The sequence below is a fragment of the Sporosarcina psychrophila genome (assembly GCF_001590685.1).
GTDB classification, from domain to species: Bacteria; Bacillota; Bacilli; order Bacillales_A; family Planococcaceae; genus Sporosarcina; species Sporosarcina psychrophila.
On sequence record NZ_CP014616.1, the window covers coordinates 4,085,892 to 4,103,462 of the forward strand.

General features: G+C 34.2%; 15 protein-coding genes. All 15 read right to left on the bottom strand.

Going from position 1 to position 17,571, the window contains the following annotated elements:
* Positions 1-34: 34 nt before the first annotated feature.
* Positions 35-721 (bottom strand): acylneuraminate cytidylyltransferase family protein, encoded by a 687-nt coding sequence (locus AZE41_RS19155; protein WP_067212958.1) that lies wholly within the window; start codon positions 719-721, stop codon positions 35-37.
* Positions 718-2,343 carry an aldolase catalytic domain-containing protein gene (locus AZE41_RS19160; protein WP_067212961.1) on the bottom strand — a complete coding sequence of 542 codons (1,626 nt, stop codon included), beginning with the start codon at positions 2,341-2,343 and terminating at the stop codon, positions 718-720. Before AZE41_RS19160 ends, AZE41_RS19155 begins: the two co-directional genes overlap by 4 nt.
* Before the next feature lie 60 nt (positions 2,344-2,403).
* Positions 2,404-3,408 carry a polysialyltransferase family glycosyltransferase gene (locus AZE41_RS19165; RefSeq protein WP_067212964.1) on the bottom strand — a complete coding sequence of 335 codons (1,005 nt, stop codon included), beginning with the start codon at positions 3,406-3,408 and terminating at the stop codon, positions 2,404-2,406.
* Between the two features lie 156 nt (positions 3,409-3,564).
* A complete protein-coding gene (locus AZE41_RS19170; protein ID WP_067212966.1) occupies positions 3,565-5,091 on the bottom strand; it encodes an oligosaccharide flippase family protein in 1,527 nt (508 codons plus the stop codon).
* A gap of 61 nt (positions 5,092-5,152) precedes the next feature.
* Positions 5,153-6,124, bottom strand: coding sequence for a glycosyltransferase family 2 protein (locus AZE41_RS19175; protein WP_067212969.1), 972 nt, complete (start codon positions 6,122-6,124; stop codon positions 5,153-5,155).
* 190 nt (positions 6,125-6,314) lie between these two features.
* Positions 6,315-7,367: a glycosyltransferase family 2 protein gene (locus AZE41_RS19180; RefSeq protein WP_067212972.1), complete on the bottom strand. Its 1,053-nt coding sequence runs from the start codon at positions 7,365-7,367 to the stop codon at positions 6,315-6,317.
* A gap of 381 nt (positions 7,368-7,748) precedes the next feature.
* Positions 7,749-8,924 (bottom strand): O-antigen ligase family protein, encoded by a 1,176-nt coding sequence (locus AZE41_RS19185; protein ID WP_067212975.1) that lies wholly within the window; start codon positions 8,922-8,924, stop codon positions 7,749-7,751.
* Positions 8,925-8,963: 39 nt separating this feature from the next.
* On the bottom strand, positions 8,964-10,064 hold the full coding sequence (locus tag AZE41_RS19190; RefSeq protein WP_067212978.1) for a glycosyltransferase family protein: 1,101 nt from the start codon (positions 10,062-10,064) through the stop codon (positions 8,964-8,966).
* 506 nt (positions 10,065-10,570) lie between these two features.
* The gene (locus tag AZE41_RS19195) at positions 10,571-11,392 is read right to left on the bottom strand and encodes a glycosyltransferase (RefSeq protein ID WP_067212981.1); all 822 of its coding nucleotides are present in this window, start codon (positions 11,390-11,392) and stop codon (positions 10,571-10,573) included.
* Positions 11,376-12,029, bottom strand: a complete 654-nt coding sequence (locus AZE41_RS19200) for a sugar transferase (protein WP_067212984.1) — start codon at positions 12,027-12,029, stop codon at positions 11,376-11,378. Before AZE41_RS19200 ends, AZE41_RS19195 begins: the two co-directional genes overlap by 17 nt.
* A gap of 189 nt (positions 12,030-12,218) precedes the next feature.
* Entirely contained in the window at positions 12,219-13,097 is an 879-nt protein-coding gene (gene galU / locus AZE41_RS19205; protein ID WP_067212987.1) for a UTP--glucose-1-phosphate uridylyltransferase GalU, read from the bottom strand.
* Positions 13,098-13,206: 109 nt separating this feature from the next.
* A complete protein-coding gene (locus AZE41_RS19210; RefSeq protein WP_067212989.1) occupies positions 13,207-15,036 on the bottom strand; it encodes a polysaccharide biosynthesis protein in 1,830 nt (609 codons plus the stop codon).
* Between the two features lie 138 nt (positions 15,037-15,174).
* The gene (locus AZE41_RS19215; protein ID WP_067212991.1) at positions 15,175-15,942 is read right to left on the bottom strand and encodes a tyrosine-protein phosphatase; all 768 of its coding nucleotides are present in this window, start codon (positions 15,940-15,942) and stop codon (positions 15,175-15,177) included.
* Positions 15,943-16,000: 58 nt separating this feature from the next.
* A complete protein-coding gene (locus AZE41_RS19220; RefSeq protein WP_067212994.1) occupies positions 16,001-16,705 on the bottom strand; it encodes a CpsD/CapB family tyrosine-protein kinase in 705 nt (234 codons plus the stop codon).
* Positions 16,706-16,710: 5 nt separating this feature from the next.
* The gene (locus AZE41_RS19225; RefSeq protein WP_067212996.1) at positions 16,711-17,439 is read right to left on the bottom strand and encodes a YveK family protein; all 729 of its coding nucleotides are present in this window, start codon (positions 17,437-17,439) and stop codon (positions 16,711-16,713) included.
* Between the last annotated feature and the right edge of the window lie 132 nt (positions 17,440-17,571).

A 17,571-nucleotide genomic window follows, 5' to 3' on the forward strand; every position in this document is an offset into this window, starting at 1 on the left:
TACAAATTTACTTTACCACTAAGCAATGAATAAATTATACATTAGCCAACTTTGCATTAAGTAAACACTCTGCTATTTTAAAGTCATCAGGCCAGTCGATGTCCATACCTTCAATTTTATCTAAGGAATATAATTTAGGCATATCACCAATTCTATCTTTACTATTTGTATATATATCTGCGCTTGCTAAAAAGACCGCACTATTAATTTCATGTAACGTAGGAAGCGTTTGAGTTCTAGGCCATTTTTCAACGCTACGATCATAATTGATTGGACCAGTCTCTCCCCAAACAAAGCTTTGAATAAGTGATGTTGTCATTAAAGAGTCATAGCCTTGTTCAAGACTTTCTTTATAAGAAAGTATGATCTTTTTGTAAGCACTAGAATTCAAGAATGGTGAAGTTACGTGCGTCCATAAAATATGACCATCGTTAATAAGAGTGCGCGCATGAGTAATCAGATCATCAGTACTTGTTAGACTTGTGGCTAGATTCTCTTCTCTACGATGAATAATTAGATTTTTAATTCCTGAAAGCTCAGCATATTTAATAATTTCTTCATCATTAGTTGATAATATAATTGTATCAATTTCTTCTATTTCACTTAACTGTTTCAGTTTTATTTCTATTAAACCATTACTATAAGATGAAAAAGGACGAATATTCTTATTCTTGACCCTTTCACTTCCATTACGACACGGTAAAAAACAGGTTATCTTCATTTCACATATTCTCCTATCAATTGATATACACTGGTTTTCTCAATTTGATATCTTGTTGGTGTTATTGCAACAATTGAACGTGCCCCTTCACTGTTAGCATACAGCATTAATAACTCATTCATTTCCATATTTCTACTATCATCTGAACTATATCCATCAAATCCAGCTAGTAATATTTTCGATGCATTTCCGCTAGTTGCAATAGATAATGCATATGCAATTACTAAAGCTGTTGGTACTGTGCAATAATTTTTTTCGAATTTAAATGTATTTTCTTCACATTTAATACCGAAATCTTTTATCTCTTTTTCTTTAAAAACATCAATTATTTTATCATCTAACATTGAAATCGGTGTAGCTAGTGGTTGTGGTAGCCTTGTATGAATGTAGTAATCTGCCATTAGCCTTACGGGATGACAAGCAGCTCTTATATCTATTAAATCGGCTTTTATATACTCTTGCGTATTTAATGCAATAACATATGGTTTGGCAACCCTGATATACTCTTCTAAAGCTTCTTTATGTTTAACTATTCCTGGACCAGTTCCTAAAATAATTACTTCCCGATTAGTTATTTCAACAGCGGGATTCCATGTACCAACTGGGTCTCCCATAAAAAAGTTTCTTGCAGCTTCTAAAGTATCAAAATTAAACTTTTTCCCACCTTCTAATTTAAGGTGGTCAATAACAGATAAGATATCCTTTTCATCATATCGTGAATCATTTATCATTTCCTGGATATAAGTCGGATGTATACCAAACTTACCCGCTAAATAATAATAAGTATTTGTTCCCCATCCATACTTCTGTTGCATCGGATGAAAATTTTTTCGTATTATTTCCAATAAGGGCGTTATATTTATTGATTTATTTCTATAATTGTCTAATTCAATTACAGCATACTCAGTTTTTGCATTTCCCGGACCTCTTCCCATGCCTGTAACTGTTCCATCAATCCATGTCACACTTTCTTCTACTGCCCGCATAGAATTAGCAAGTGCATACCCCATATTATCATGTGTATGTATTCCCATTGGACCTTCCCAAACCTCACGGATAACTTGGATTATTTCAGATGTTTTTTCTGGATTTAAACTACCCAAGCTATCTGCAAAATATAGTACATCTAGAGAATAGTCATTCGCTAGCGAAGCCAAATTCTTAATCTCATCCACACTACGATCAGCAATCTGCATAAGATTAAAACCTACGATATACCCCTGCTCTTTCAACCAATTTGAAGCTGGTAATGCTTTCTCAAACTCGTGAACATGACATGCTACACGAACTAAAGATACAGGTGATTCGGATGCTGGTGCAAAAAGTTTCGATAAGGCAGCTTCGACACCACCAGGATGATTTACTAAATCACTAGCATTGACCATTACACCTATGTTTAGATTTTCCGGAATTTCCAAACTGTTAATAAAATTATCTGTAGTATATGCACAAGCCCCTTTAAACCCATCTTTACTAAATCCGCGAAGTCCTAGTTCAACGTAGTCTACAGAAATTTCATCCATTGCTTTTAAGTAATCTTGTATTAAATTAATGTCAAAATCCCAAGAATTATAATAACCACCATCTCGTAATGTGCAATCTAGTAATTTTATTTTACTCAATATTCTCTCTCCCTTTATATAGTCTTTCACTCGTGGGTATTGGATATTTCACCAAATCAATCAATGATACTTTTTCAACCAATCAAACCCCAAATAAACCTTTTCTTCAACAAAATCAATACCATTTATCGAGGAAGAACTTACAGTAATAGCTTTTTTATATTTAATATTTGGATTGAAGTTTAAAATTTCTGAAGGTAGATTTTTATCCTTAACATGCACGTTCTTAAAACTATCTTCATAATTAAAATTATCTCTAGGATGTGGTTTAACTACAATATTTAGGTCGTTACAGTAGGTATCAATAATATCTTGGTACACTTCCCTTTGGATTTTTTCAGTTTGAACCATTGAATCCTCAAACAGAGGTTGGCTCAGAATAAGTACACTGTTACCATACGTAAATGACTCTACTTCTTCGTTACTTGTAAATATCATGTATATTTTCTGCTTTTGCTCCTCTGTTAGTTTACTAAACATTTCTTTTTTATTTTTGACCCTTATTTTTTTCCTGGGTATTTTAAGATCCTGTTCATCATTAACTTCCACTGTTTTAGAATACTTAGACTTGCCATAGAAATATGAGCTTTCAAAAATAAAACCAAAAATTTTACGTATTACAGACTTATGATAGTCAATTTTAACATAATTCTCCAACACTTTATAAGAATCTTTAGCATCCTCTAGTAAAGTATAATATATTTTGTTTGCTCTTAAATAATAGCCTAAGTAAGTCCAATCATTATAAATATTAACTTCTTTATAGGTACTCTTTTTTAATTCAAATGTAGGCCTAATTATCTTTTTCAATTTGTAATTCGTAATCAAGTTTCCTATTTTTCCCGATCTACTATTATTTCGTCTATCGCTTTTATATTTTTCTTCACTAAATATATACACATTACTGAAAATTCGAGCTTCATTAAGAGAGTCAAATAGTTTCTCATGTTCTGGAATAGAATCACAAATAACAATATCAGCATCACCAATATTAGAAATCTCCTTGACTAAAGTAATTAATACATGATAGTAAGTAAAACAAATATAAACTTTTTTTTTGTTCATTTTTCTTTCCTTTCATTATCTTGTTATTAAAAGCTCTTTCAGTAATTACTAAAGTTCAAATATTCCAACCATCTATTCACAATTATTATGAAATACTTGTAGGATGAATTGGCTCAAAAGAAGCCAATTATATTAATCACAATAAATATTCAATACCTACACCTTCGCTTTTAATTTATTAGAGATTAAATTAAATAGCATTCTAAATTGTGTTTTATTAAGCATTAAAACCAAACTTATAAGAATTCCAATACAGCCGCAAATCCCTGAAATAACAATCAAATCCATCCAAGTATCTATAGTCAATGGCTGACTAATGAAGTAAAAAACAGCAACTAAAATAAGGATTGTTATGAAATTTCGTAGTATCAATCCGTAAAAATTATACCATTTCACCCCCAAACATCTTGCTGAATAAACAGGTGTGAAAGCCAGATTTCGAATAAAACTTAAAATTACACTTGAAATCGGAATTGCTAAAAGTCCTAGTTCTGTATAGTTTAATAAAATAAGAACTAAGACTACGTTCAATACTCCCGTACAAAATAATACAATTGAAGGAATCTTGACTTTATTTATTATCGTATTTACATTAAATAACACATTGATTGACCCACTTACTAAAAAAGGTAAAAATATAATAACAGATAACAGATGAAGATAACTAGAATCTTCACTCGGAACCCATAATTGATAAAACTCTTCGCCGAAAACAATAAATCCTGCTATTGGGACACTTATTAGTATACCTAAGACTTTTCCCGAAAAGTCAATTTCCTTAATCATCCCATAAATATCATTTTTAGCGTAATGAGCTGCTATGGTTGGAAAGAATACCCCCACTAGCATTCCAATTAAAGTAATCACAAATAATGGTACAGTTTGTGCGATTGAAAACTCTCCAGCTTTTGCTGCTCCAAAAAAGATATTTGCTAATAGAAGATCTAAGCCAGTTAATAAAATAGAACTTAGCTGGTTAAAAGAACCCCATATTCCAGAACTCAAAAGTTCTTTTACAGCTTTTATATCAAAATAAGCTATTGAAAGCTTAATTTCCGGAAGTAGTTTTTTTGTAAAGTACAAAGAAATAGCAATCCCTATAATACCGACGCTTAAACCTACGACACCAACATAAATAATGGAAGGAGATAGTATTGAAAATAATACAATAAACAAAATTGCCTTCAATCCACTTTGAATAATTTCCTGGTAGGAACGTAAATCAATTCGATTAGTAGCTAATGTAGCTACATTAAACACTGACCCCAATACAGATATTAAAAATGTCATAAAAATTAAAGTAAAAAGAATTTTAATATCACTACGTAAATCAACTGGCACATTTAAAAGATTGTCAATAAATATAATTATTAAAGAGAGAGGTATTATCAATATTATTACCATAATAATATTTGAATAAAAAACTGAGTTGAAATATATGTTTGAACGAACTATATCTTTTTTCATAACCTCTAACATAATAAATCTCGCAGCCATTGAATTTAATGCAATTACCAATAAATTAATGTATAATACAAAATTATTGGCAAGCGGGAAAAATCCAAATGCTTCTTTACCTATATGTTCAATTAAAAATGGTGTAAGTATAAAGCTAATACCGACACTTATAGAAAAAGACATTATATTTGCTATCAAATTAATACTTAGTTGCTTTTTAAACATAAAAGGAATACCTTCTTTTTAGTTAATTACCTATTTTATTAAGTATAATTTACAAATCAACTTAATTACTTTTTAACTTACCATATATTTCGTGTATCAAATCCATTGTTTTTGGAGCTATAAAATATGACTCGTAAAATAATTTGAATTTAACGTTCTGATTGGTTTTCCTAAGTGTCATTCTTAAATCCTTTAAACTTCTCTCGAAGTTTTCCTTCATTAATTCATTTTTAAATGATTTTTTTTGTTTATTAACATCCTGATAAATAAAAAATAATTGCCTATATGTTTTGTGACTTAAGTCAATCAAACCAATATTACCGAAAAAATCAGCCCTCTCCTTAAAGGCATCCATTGCATGTAGCCTATTCTTAATATTAAATCCAACTCCCATAATGCTATTTTCTCTTTGCCAATAATATAATAACTGACTTGTAGTTAGTACAACTTTCTTTGCTTTATAAATCAATTTGTACGTCGTAAATTCATCTTCATGTATTCTTCCTAGGGGAAAACGTATATCATCAAATAGTTTCCTTTTATATAATTTCCCGCATGCTATAACCATCTGAACATAGAATTCACCTAAAAGTTGTTCTAGTGCTTCTATATTTGAATATTCATAAACTACTTCTTTTGAATTTTCAACTTGGGTATTTTCTGTTGAAATTCTAATGAAATTACCTACTGAAATATCTGAATCCGTTTTTTTTAGCAGTTTGTATAGCTTCTCAATGTATCCCACATGTATCCAATCATCGCTATCAATAAACGTAATATACTCGCCTTTAGCAATTTCAATCCCTGCATTCCGAGCATCTGATAGGCCACCATTGTTTTTATGTATTACTTTCACTCTTTCATCTAACTTTGCATATTCATCACAGATTTCCCCACACCCGTCGGGAGACCCATCATTAACTAAGACAATTTCAAGGTTCTTATAGGTTTGATTTAATATAGACTCAACACATCGATGTAGATATTTTTCAACTTTGTATATAGGTACTATTATTGAAACAAGTTCACTCATATAATCCTCCATTGGCTATAGTCAAAGAAGAGGAATTTCCCATTATCAGTCATACGAACTATATCCATATTATTTTCTATATCTAATGAGAAACTCAGCAAGCTATGCTCTATTTACTTATTAAGCAGGAAACGAATTTCTTGAATTGCCAAACACTGAAAATCAACTTCTTATTAATAGTGCTTCTCGATTATCTTTTAATAGCATTTATCTTGTGTTTTAAATTAACCAACCATATGTGAATAAATGGAGAAAATAAAAATAATTTTACTTGTAAATATAATTTTCTATTATTCCCTGTATACTTACCCATGAGGGTTAATATCATTTGGTTTAGTCCAAGGTATTTACTTTCAATATCAGAGTTCAGTAATTTTTGAGCACTATATATAGATCTTTTTTCGTGAGTGACCAAATAAGTTATACAGGAGTTAAAATTATGAAAATAGTTTCCGAGTATTAGTTCATTTTTTATCACATGGATAATATTATTAAATCTATTATCTGATTTCCCCTGTAAATATTCATAAGTTCTAATCATAGCATTTATCGCATCAAATCTATTTATATTGTAAGAATTGGATATTGAACCTTCTCTTTGAACATAATAAAAAAGGACTTCATTAATAAAACAAACATTATCTGCTACAGACAAGGCCTTTATTGTAAATTCTTGATCTTCTCCATTTACAAAGTCATCACTATATTTAAGATTCTCATTTAATAAAAGTTCTCTTTTAAAAACTGCACTCCCCGTACATATCCATAAAGTTTTTTCAATAATTATATTTTCTAATGCTTCATAACCCTTCATGTTTGTTAGAGCAGAACTGTATTTTTCAAAATAATTCGATTGAGATTTATAATCCTCGTTAACTGCATTAAACCCCCAGCAAATAACTTCAAATTTCTCATTCTCTACAGTTTTATTAATGACTTCAACTAAGTTTTTCGAAACATAATCATCACCGTCTAAAAACATTACATATTCACCGGTAGCATTAAATAGTCCTGTATTCCTCGCCGAGCTTACTCCTTCATTGTTCTCCTTATTAATAACTTTGCAATTGATGAGTTTGTTTTTTAGAATTATCTCTTTTACAATATTAGTAGTATCATCGGTTGAACCATCATCAACTACAATTAATTCAAATCTTCCATCAGTTTGCATCATTAGAGAAGACAATGTATTTTCGATATATTTCCCAAGATTATAGGTTGGTATAATAATACTAAGATTCATTTAGATCTCCTTTTTCTATTAAAACCTTTGAATACAAAATGAATAACTATACTTTGCTTACTATGCGCTCTCTTTTACATTTTCAAACTATATTGCTTCTCAAGATAATTATGTTCAATTCCCATTTCAAGTATATAAGTTGATTCCGATAAAGATGTTGCTATATATTCGACTTTTATTTTTTTACCTTGTGATTACTATAATAAGGACATTATTTACTCTAGTACTCTTGGGTATCCAATAAAGTTGCATCTTATCGTTATCATTTTAGTTTAATATGGAAAAACAAACCGAAACACGCCTGAATGTCTACCAAAATATACCAAATTAAGTCTTATTAATCTAGACTAGTCTACATTAATGATTAAGCCATTAATAGTCTCATGCTTTTTCCTTCTCTAAATAATATCTATTAATTAATACTAACATTAGCAATGGATAAACCACTGTATAATGAACATTTAATGTTAAGGACATTAAAAATACAAATGTGGATAATATATTCACTAACTTATTATATTTTCTCAATCTAAATTTAACACTAACTAACAATAAAATGAAGCCTGGCAAACCTAATTCAAATAAGAAACCAATGTATGAATTATGCGTATCCCTCCCAATATTAGAAACTAACGTCCCTGGTCCCATCCCCATTAAATTATCTTTAACAATTTGTATAGCCTCTATCTGTGCCTTAAATCTATAGTCAAGTGAGAGAAATTTGGCAACAAGTTCGTTTATTGAAAATGGTAATATCGGTGAAAAGATATTAAGAAATAACATTTCAAATTCTTTATAGTTTTGATTATATAAATATATTATTAGAAAATATAATCCAACCACCGTTAATTGTTTTACAAATAAATTTTTTAACCTTAAAAAAAAGCCACTAAAAACTGATACTATAAACAAAGCAATAGATGTCCAGGATAGACTGATAATTAAATTTATTAAAAAAACAATAATAATAAGTTTTTTATGCTTAACCTTTAAAGTATCGCAGAAAATTATTATAATTGATAACGCTCCATAGAATAAACCCAAAAAGTTCGGATCGGAAAAAGGACCTGAAAACCTTATACCTAAGTAATAGTCCGGAGACCATATACTCACATGTAGAAACAAGAATGATATTGCATCCAATATAATTAGGCTGCCCAGTATGAAATAACCGTATACAGTAATTTTTAGCACATTGTTAAAATCAAGAATTTTGTTTGAAGAAATACTGAAAATCAGAATAACTCCAAATATCGATATTAGTGGTAGTATTCTATTTACTGCATCTACTGAATTTACATTTAAATTTATAAAGTTAATCAGTATTATCACTATTATTGATAAGTTAATTGCATATAATGATAATATCCTCCCCCCTAATTTCAAATTTTTATTAGTTAGTATATATATGATAATTACAAGTTGAAGACAAAGCGAAATAATATAATCAGCATATCTGATTATAAATATTTCAGATTTCTCTAAACCGCCTAGTATAAAATATAGAGAAATAGCTAATTCGATTGTATATTTAAAATAACTGTTCTTTATTTGCATGTTTAATTCCCCTAAAGACCACAAAATAAATTATACATTTTATTTAAATTGATCTAATACTGATTTCAGTTTCAAATACTGACATTCCTCAGAATTAATTCGACTAAAATTAATCATATCTTTTAAAAAAAGTTTATGTCTTTCAATATCAAATTGTTCAATTAACCTATTTAAGTCTTTGTAGTCTTCATAAAGATATAGGTATTGATTGAGCATTTTAGAGTCATAAAACTTATTAATAAATATCGGAAGCCCTGTAGCAATACATTGCATTAGTTTGGCTGGAATAACTCCATCCATATTACCTTTATAAGGAATTATTATTGCATCCGCATAATTAACTATTTCTCTCGCCAGTAATTCTAAGTCTGAAATAAAACCATGATTTATTATTCTGTTGTTTAAATGAATCCCTTGATGTATTTCTCCTATTATGTGTACTTGATAACCATCATCAGCTAACTTATTTAAAATATGAACATCTATATGATTACCTACCGCACCAAAATAGAGTATATTATTTATTTCATTTTTTAACCTACTATTCTTTAGGATAGACATTTGTTTTTCATCTACTGTCGGCAAAATTTGAAGGACGTTTGCTTCATTATATCTATTCCTAATCTTATCTGTTAAATAGTATGAATCTGTAAGTATAATACTAGAACTTAACACTAATTTCTTTTCAATTACATTTACGTCTGCAGGATATCCTCCCCAGTTTTCAAAATCTCTAACACAATCGTAAATAATTATTTTCGCTTTAATATTCTCAAGAATATTGCACGTGGTATTAACTGGTAAATAGTTAATGACGATTTCAAAATCGGTTCCCACTTTTTCTACTAACTTTCTCACTTGGTATTTATTTATCGCCCAAAATATTCCCCTTATTGGATTTAAAAAAAAATGATTTATTACTCTTATGTTGTTTCTATTAACAATTAAATGATCTTTTTTTCCTCGGTTCTTCTTCCTTATTCTCCCAACTAACTTTTTCACGGTGAATTTTGAACTAGGTATTTTTTCCACAAAGAATACCTCATAATCTAATTCATTTAATAAATTAGCAAAATTATGATGCCGTTGAATAGTAGTATCCCATGGAATTCCAGCTAAAATTAAAACGCGCTTTCTCAATGAAATCCCTCTCTTATCAGTTATTTAATTTCAATATTAACCTTTGGTATATTTTAATTCATAAACCACAATTAATTTATGTACAAAACAAATGCGGTAACTACCCAACACATATTTGATGTTCTGTATTTTCAGTGTAAAGATTGAAGAATACAAGGATGAGAGGAGACTTCCCTGATATCGCTTGAACATCTATCAAAAAAGCAGATTGTCATTATTGAACAGTAGGCAATCCTTTTCCATGACTGCCCGAGTGGCAGTCATGGAAAAGAAGCGGAGCACAAAAAATCGTCAATACAGTGCGGAAGCAGCGCAAACAGTTAGGAACTAATTTTCAACAAAAGTGACAGATGACGAACTTAACAAGACTGAGCCCTTCAACTTCCCCGAATCGGCCAAGAAAGTGTCTTAACTGGCGCACGCCGCAAGAAGCGCTTATCGATTAAGTGTCCCACTTAATTTGACAAATAATTAATTCAATACCGCTTGACTATTTACACCTGGAATCAATTCCTTAAAACCTTTCTATAAAGTACACTCCTTAAAGCATTTGGAATAACTGCTAAAATAGTCTGTGCTATAGTGATACTAATAAATTCAAATACATTTATTAACCCACTTTTTTGCATATACTTACGTAGTCTTAATAATGATTTTACAAGCGACAAACCAGAACGGCGTTTATACATATCTTTTGTTGATCTCATATGAACTAGATTTTCCTGAATATTATAACCTTTACAACCAATACTTATCATATCCACCCAAAGATAATAGTCTTCGAGACGGTATTCATCTCTATAATTTCCTGCTTCTAAAACCTTGCTTTTTCTATACATAACACTTGGATGATTAAAAGGATTTCTCTTCTTTACAAATCTCACTATATCTTCGTGATTTTCAGGTACGGTACGAGTTGCAATAATATTGTCTATAGTATCAATAAATTCGGCTATGTTTGAACCAACAATATCATATCCTTTAATAATTTCTTGTTGTTCTCTTTCACATCGATTATTAACTGCAATATCATCAGAGTCCATTCTTGCAATTAACTCATTTTCACAATTCTGAATCCCTTGCCTAAGTGCTACACCTAATCCCATGTTTTTTTTAAAGCGATGTATCTTTAAAATATCTGGGAACCTCTTTTGGTAATCAGCTATCACGGTATTCAATTCATCCGTCAGAGGTCCATCACAAATTAAAACAAAATCATTTGTTGGATGAGTTTGAGAGAACATACTTTCTAAACTTAAATCCAAATTTACCGGTGATTCTTTACGATAAACTGACATTAAAACAGAATAATTACTTTGGGTCACCATATTTGTTCTCCATCTCCTTCGACTTCATTTTTGATACTGCCTTGCTAAGCGCTCCTGTCCCGCCTTCAACAACCCCATCACCCTTAACAACACTAACAATAGTCCCAATGAAACACTTAATATCCATCCATAGTCCAATCTTCTTAACATACTCCCCATCTAACTTCGCCTTAATCTCAATAGCAAGCTCATCCCTACCATTAATCTGTGCCCAACCAGTCAATCCCGGCGAAACGTCATTAGCACCATACTTGTCACGTTCTGCTATCAAGTCATATTGGTTCCACAACGCCGGTCTAGGACCAATAACGCTCATCTGCCCAACAAAGATATTCAAAATCTGAGGGATTTCATCAAGTGAAGTCTTTCTCAGGAATTTACCCATTTTTGTAATGTACTGCTCCGGGTTAGTTAATAAATGAGTTGGAGTGTCGTTAGGCGTATCTATTCTCATCGTTCTGAATTTCAATATATTGAAATGAGCCTTATTAATTCCGACACGTTTTTGTTTGAACAACACTGGACCTTTCGAATCCAGTTTAATAGCAGTGACTAGAATTAAAAGTATTGGTGATAAAATGATTAATCCTATAAAAGAGAGAATGATATCCATCAATCTTTTAATCTTCATATACATATCCGTAGCACTCCTTGATAGTTATTAGTAAATTAATACTTAATTGGATTCCTTGATTTTCTGTTGTCCAATCAACTACTAACCCACCAAATATAAAAAAAAGGTATCTAAACCAGCCTTACACATAATTAAACTCCCTGCCCATTTCACAAACACAAATGAACAAGGACCCCAATCACCACTAATTAATTATCTAACTAGCCTTTTCTCCATCAATTCCTCAAGATAAGCCATCAATTCATCCCTAATCTCAGGATTCTGCAAAGCAAACTCAATCGTAGTCGTAATAAACCCTAATTTCTCCCCAACATCATACCGCTTACCTTCAAAATCATAAGCAAACACACGCTGAATTTTATTCAACTGTTGAATCGCATCCGTCAACTGAATTTCCCCACCCGCTCCAGTTTCCTGCTTTTCTAAACACATGAAGATCTCAGGAGTTAGTATATATCTCCCCATAATCGCTAGATTCGATGGTGCTGTCCCCTTCGCTGGTTTCTCCACAAAGTTTTCAACCGCATACCTTCGCCCTGTTTGCAATGAAGGCTCAACAATGCCATAGCGATGGGTTTCATTATCCGGTACAGTTTGTACACCAATTATGGACGCATGCGTTTCATCATACTGATCCATAAGTTGTTTTAAGCTAGGAACTTCACTCTGAACAATATCATCACCTAGTAAAACTGCAAATGGCTCATTCCCAATAAACTTACGTGCGCACCATACAGCATGGCCAAGTCCTTTTGGTTCTTTTTGACGTATGTAATGAATTTCTACATTTGCTGATTGCCTAACTTTATCTAATAAATCGAATTTTTCCTTTTCAATAAGACTTTCTTCCAATTCAAAGTTATTATCAAAATGGTCTTCAATCGCTCGCTTCCCTTTTCCCGTAACGATTATAATATCTTCAATGCCGGATGCAATTGCCTCTTCAACAATGTATTGAATGGTCGGCTTATCAACAATCGGTAGCATTTCCTTCGGCATCGCCTTCGTCGCCGGCAAAAACCGTGTACCCAAACCTGCTGCTGGAATAATTGCTTTACGTACCTTTTTCATTGCAATGCCTCCTTTTACTTCTTTGCTAAGGGTGCCAGGCGCTGTCACAATTCGCCGTAGGACGCGAATGTTGTCAGTGTCTGGTACCCGGTATACTTCGGGACCCCTGCTATGCAGTCGTTACTTCCCTATTGATACTAGCAACCTTCCGATTAGCAATCCCAACCAATGTCTCTTTCAACTCTATGTCATTCATTTCAAGCAAGTTCTCTATTACAAACTCCATCTCCAAACGACTAACCGGCTCCGCCTTCCCAACAAAAATCTTTGGAAACACATACTCGCTCTGCCGTTCATTCTCATTCAATAACTCTTCAAACAATTTCTCCCCAGGCCGAATCCCTGAGTAGTTGATGCCAATCTCTTCTTCACTATACCCAGACAACTTGATCAGGTTCTTCGCTAGATCGACAATCTTCACCGGCTCACCCATATCAAGGACAAACACTTCACCACCAGCAGCTAACGTCCCTGCTTGAATCACAAGCCGTGATGCTTCCGGTATCGTCATGAAGTATCTTGTCATCTCCGGATCAGTCACCGTAATCGGTCCGCCTTTAGCAATCTGCTGTTTGAACAGGGGTACTACACTGCCACGTGAGCCGAGGACATTGCCAAATCGGACAGCCGCAAATTTTGTCTTACTTTCTTTTGCTAGGTTTTGTACAATCATTTCCGCAAAGCGCTTTGTTGCGCCCATAACGTTGGGTGGGTTTACTGCTTTGTCTGTTGAGATCATGACAAAGTAGGACACACCGAATGTATCTGCTGCTTCAGCGACGTTCTTTGTACCAAAGATATTATTTTTCACTGCTTCCATCGGGTTTGCTTCCATTAAAGGCACATGCTTATGGGCAGCGGCGTGGTACATAACATCAGGTTTGTACTCGCTGACTATGTCGAAAATGCGCATTCGATCTTGGACGTCTGCAATTATTGGAATTATTTCTGTATGTGGTGAAACTTTTTGACGCAGTTCCATGTCTATATTGTAGATAGAATTTTCACCATGTCCTAAAAGGATCAATCTTCTCGGTCTAAACTCACTCACTTGCCTACAAATTTCGGAACCGATTGAGCCTCCCGCGCCGGTGACTAATATTGTCCTGCCAGTTAGCTTGTCCGCGATTGCTTTTAAATCGAGTTGGACTTCATCTCGGCCCAGCAAGTCTTCGATTTTCACGTCTTGCATATCATTGACGGATACTTTACCCGTCATAAGGTCTTCGATGCGTGGAATCGTTTGTGTTTGGATACCGGTTTCAATACATAGTTTCATTAATTCAGCCATTTGTTGTTTTCCCATAGATGGAATGGCGATGACAATTTTCTCGATGTCATTGGCTTTAACAAAACCGGAAATATGTTGCGTACCGCCGACTACTTTTACACCGAATATTTCGAGACCTTGTTTCGTACGATCATCATCTACAAAGAGGACGGGTTTCATGCCGGATTCAGGGTTCTGAAGTACTTGTCTCACAATCATACTTCCAGCTTGTCCTGCTCCAACGATCATCGTGCGTTTTGCTTCTTTGTCCTCCTGGAGATTGACCGTATCCCGGAAGAGCCTCCATGACATCCGTGATCCGCCAATTAGAAGAATATGGAGCATCCAAGTGAGGGATAATGCACGTAAATAAATGTCTTGTATGACAGCGATTTGGACAACCGCAACGACAGCAATTGTTAATGTTACTGCTTTGAAAATCGATTTCAATTCTCCTATTGAAGCATAGGACCACGCTTTTTTATAGAGTCCGTAATGCCATGCAAATGAGTGATGAGCGATTTGAATCGTAATGACGCTAATGAGTAACATTTTGTTCGTAAAGATGTCTATGTACGGATGCAAGATGAAGTATCCGATATAGATGGAAAACAGAACTATGAAGGAGTCCGCAATCGCTAAATATGTCATTCTTTTTTTAATGGACATCGTATGAAGTACTCCTCTCTAATTGATAAAGTCTGAGTAGTAAAGTTCTTTTTGACCACTTACTATGTACTTCAGAAACAATTCAACTATATATAGTCTATATGGCATGACACTAAACCCACAGCCCATAGTACCACTTCACCCAATTAATTTCCACCATTTTCTTAAAATAGGGATTTCAGGTTCCAATATAAACATCGGCTCATCTTTTACAATGCGTTCGTTATTGTCGAGCAGGATATTCGCAATGTCATGCAGGTGCTTTTTTTCTAAGTAATCGAGCCCTTTATCGAAAAGAAGTGGTCTCGTTGTCATATTATGAACGTCAGACCCGTACGTGTGGATCAAGTTCGCTTCAATCAATTGAAGTGACAGCTTTTGAACGTTCTTTCCGAAGTGCCCTGCGACACTTCCCGCTGTAATTTGTGCAAGTGCGCCGTGTCTAACGAGTCGTTCGAGCCGTTCGGGTTTTTCTGCGATAGCCCGGTTCCTTTCGGGGTGGGCGATAATCGGGATTATACCTTCTCCCAGCAAGGACTGGATAATAGTCACCGTATAGGCAGGTACCGATTGTGTTGGAAGTTCAAGTAGGAGATAGCGAGAGTTAGCGAGCGTCAACACTTCTTTCATTGCCAACTTTTCGATAATATCCGCACAGAGCCGGACTTCTTGGCCTGTGTGCAGTGTTACTGGCACACCCGCTGCCCTGACAATATCTTCAAGTAATCCAATTTGACCTTCAATTTCGTTGCGCGGTACATGGAAGTGCGGACTGAATGCATGCGATGTCGAAATCATGTCGGTAATTCCCTCTTCTGCCGCTTTTTCCACGATGCGCATCGTATCTTCTATCGTTTTCGGACCATCATCGACTCCGAAAAGGAAGTGGCTATGCATATCTATCATCGTTTAGTTCTCCCCTTTCAGCTCCAAAGAAGAAGAGTAAAAAGACATACTCGCCCCTTTACTCCCCTGTCCCGTAATATTGATAATAATGGTGTTCTTTTTCAAGAACAAAATTGTTCAGTAACGTTCCGAGAATATTGGCTTTCGATGACACTAATGCCTCTTTTGCCTTGATAACGCTATCCTTTTCTGCAGTGCCTGAACTAATCACTAGAATTGTGCCGTCACATTTGTTTGACAAAATCTGTGCATCTGCAACCGAAAGAAGCGGCGGTGCATCGAAAACAACGATGTCATAGCCTGCAATAAATTCTTCGATTAGAGAATCCATTGTTTTCGAGCCAAGCAGTTCTGCAGGATTTGGTGGAATCGGTCCGCTTGTGACGATGTGGAGTCCTTCGATTTCTGTTTCGATGACGACGTCTTTCAACTCCCATTTTCGAGTCAACAAATTGGAGAGTCCCGTCGAATTCGTCTTGTGGAATGTATAATGCATCGTCGGTTTGCGCATATCTGCATCAACGAGCAGTACCTTTTTCCCTTCCTCTGCAAAAACAATTGCGACATTTGACGCACTTGTCGACTTGCCTTCGCCAGGAGTGGATGACGTAAACAGTAATGTTTTGAGATCCTTATCAGGCATCGAGAAGTTGATGTTGGTCCGAACCGTGCGGAATTGCTCCGATACGACTGACTTCGGACTATCATATGTTACGAGTTTACGAGCAACTGTTTGGATTGGCTTCTTTTTCTTGTTGAACATGACGGTCACCTTTTCTTTCTTCTCTGTTTTAAGAATCCTTTTGCACCCGGCACATCTGTTTCAGTAATCGGGCTTATCAGGCCAAGAATCGGCAAGCCGAGCAATTCTTCAATATCTTGTTCAGTCTTCACAGTTGTATCTAAATATTCAAGCAAGAATGCAATCCCAACACCGAGCATCAGACCAATAACCGCTGCAATCGCCATGTTCAACTTCGGGTTCGGTTTAATGGGCGATGGGTTCTCTACGTGCACCGCGGGTGAGAGGACATTGACGTTATCAACGTTCATGAGTTTTTGTATTTCTTCTTGGAATACTTCTGCCGTCGTGTTTGCGATATCGACCGCTACATGTGGTTCCGGATCCTGTACGCTGATGTTGAGGACTTGTGAGTTTTGCGCACTGTTCACCGTAACTTTTGAATTGAGTTGTGCCGGTGTCGTATTAAGATCCAAATTTCCGATTACTTTAGAAAGAATCGCCGGACTTTTAATGATGACATTATATGTATTGATGAGCTGGAGATTCGTTTGAATATCCTGCGAGTTAAATTGTTGTTGTTCGCTTTTTTCCTGATTGACAAGTATTTGTGTTGAAGCCTGGTAAATCGGAGTTAAAAAGAAGTAGCTGACGATCCCTGCAATCGTCACGGCAAGTATAATAGCAAAGATGATCAATATAAGCCGTTTCCTTAATGTCTTGATTAAATCTTGTAAACTAATCGTTTCTTCCATGTATGCCAGTTTCCCCTTTACAGTTGCATTGTCGAACTTTGACCAAGTATATCATAATATGTATTTCTTTTGTATCAATTATTTAAGATTGATAGATTATTTCGTATCAGTTAAGACGGGCTTTTTCTAGTT

Excerpts from the sequence above, each read along its gene's own strand:
- AZE41_RS19155 (WP_067212958.1), bottom strand. The coding sequence starts at position 721 with ATGAAGATAACCTGTTTTTTACCGTGTCGTAATGGAAGTGAAAGGGTC.
- AZE41_RS19165 (WP_067212964.1), bottom strand. The coding sequence starts at position 3,408 with ATGAACAAAAAAAAAGTTTATATTTGTTTTACTTACTATCATGTATTA.
- AZE41_RS19170 (WP_067212966.1), bottom strand. The coding sequence starts at position 5,091 with ATGTTTAAAAAGCAACTAAGTATTAATTTGATAGCAAATATAATGTCT.
- AZE41_RS19175 (WP_067212969.1), bottom strand. The coding sequence starts at position 6,124 with ATGAGTGAACTTGTTTCAATAATAGTACCTATATACAAAGTTGAAAAA.
- AZE41_RS19180 (WP_067212972.1), bottom strand. The coding sequence starts at position 7,367 with ATGAATCTTAGTATTATTATACCAACCTATAATCTTGGGAAATATATC.
- AZE41_RS19185 (WP_067212975.1), bottom strand. The coding sequence starts at position 8,924 with ATGCAAATAAAGAACAGTTATTTTAAATATACAATCGAATTAGCTATT.
- AZE41_RS19195 (WP_067212981.1), bottom strand. The coding sequence starts at position 11,392 with ATGGTGACCCAAAGTAATTATTCTGTTTTAATGTCAGTTTATCGTAAA.
- AZE41_RS19200 (WP_067212984.1), bottom strand. The coding sequence starts at position 12,029 with ATGTATATGAAGATTAAAAGATTGATGGATATCATTCTCTCTTTTATA.
- galU (WP_067212987.1), bottom strand. The coding sequence starts at position 13,097 with ATGAAAAAGGTACGTAAAGCAATTATTCCAGCAGCAGGTTTGGGTACA.
- AZE41_RS19210 (WP_067212989.1), bottom strand. The coding sequence starts at position 15,036 with ATGTCCATTAAAAAAAGAATGACATATTTAGCGATTGCGGACTCCTTC.
- AZE41_RS19215 (WP_067212991.1), bottom strand. The coding sequence starts at position 15,942 with ATGATAGATATGCATAGCCACTTCCTTTTCGGAGTCGATGATGGTCCG.
- AZE41_RS19220 (WP_067212994.1), bottom strand. The coding sequence starts at position 16,705 with ATGTTCAACAAGAAAAAGAAGCCAATCCAAACAGTTGCTCGTAAACTC.
- AZE41_RS19225 (WP_067212996.1), bottom strand. The coding sequence starts at position 17,439 with ATGGAAGAAACGATTAGTTTACAAGATTTAATCAAGACATTAAGGAAA.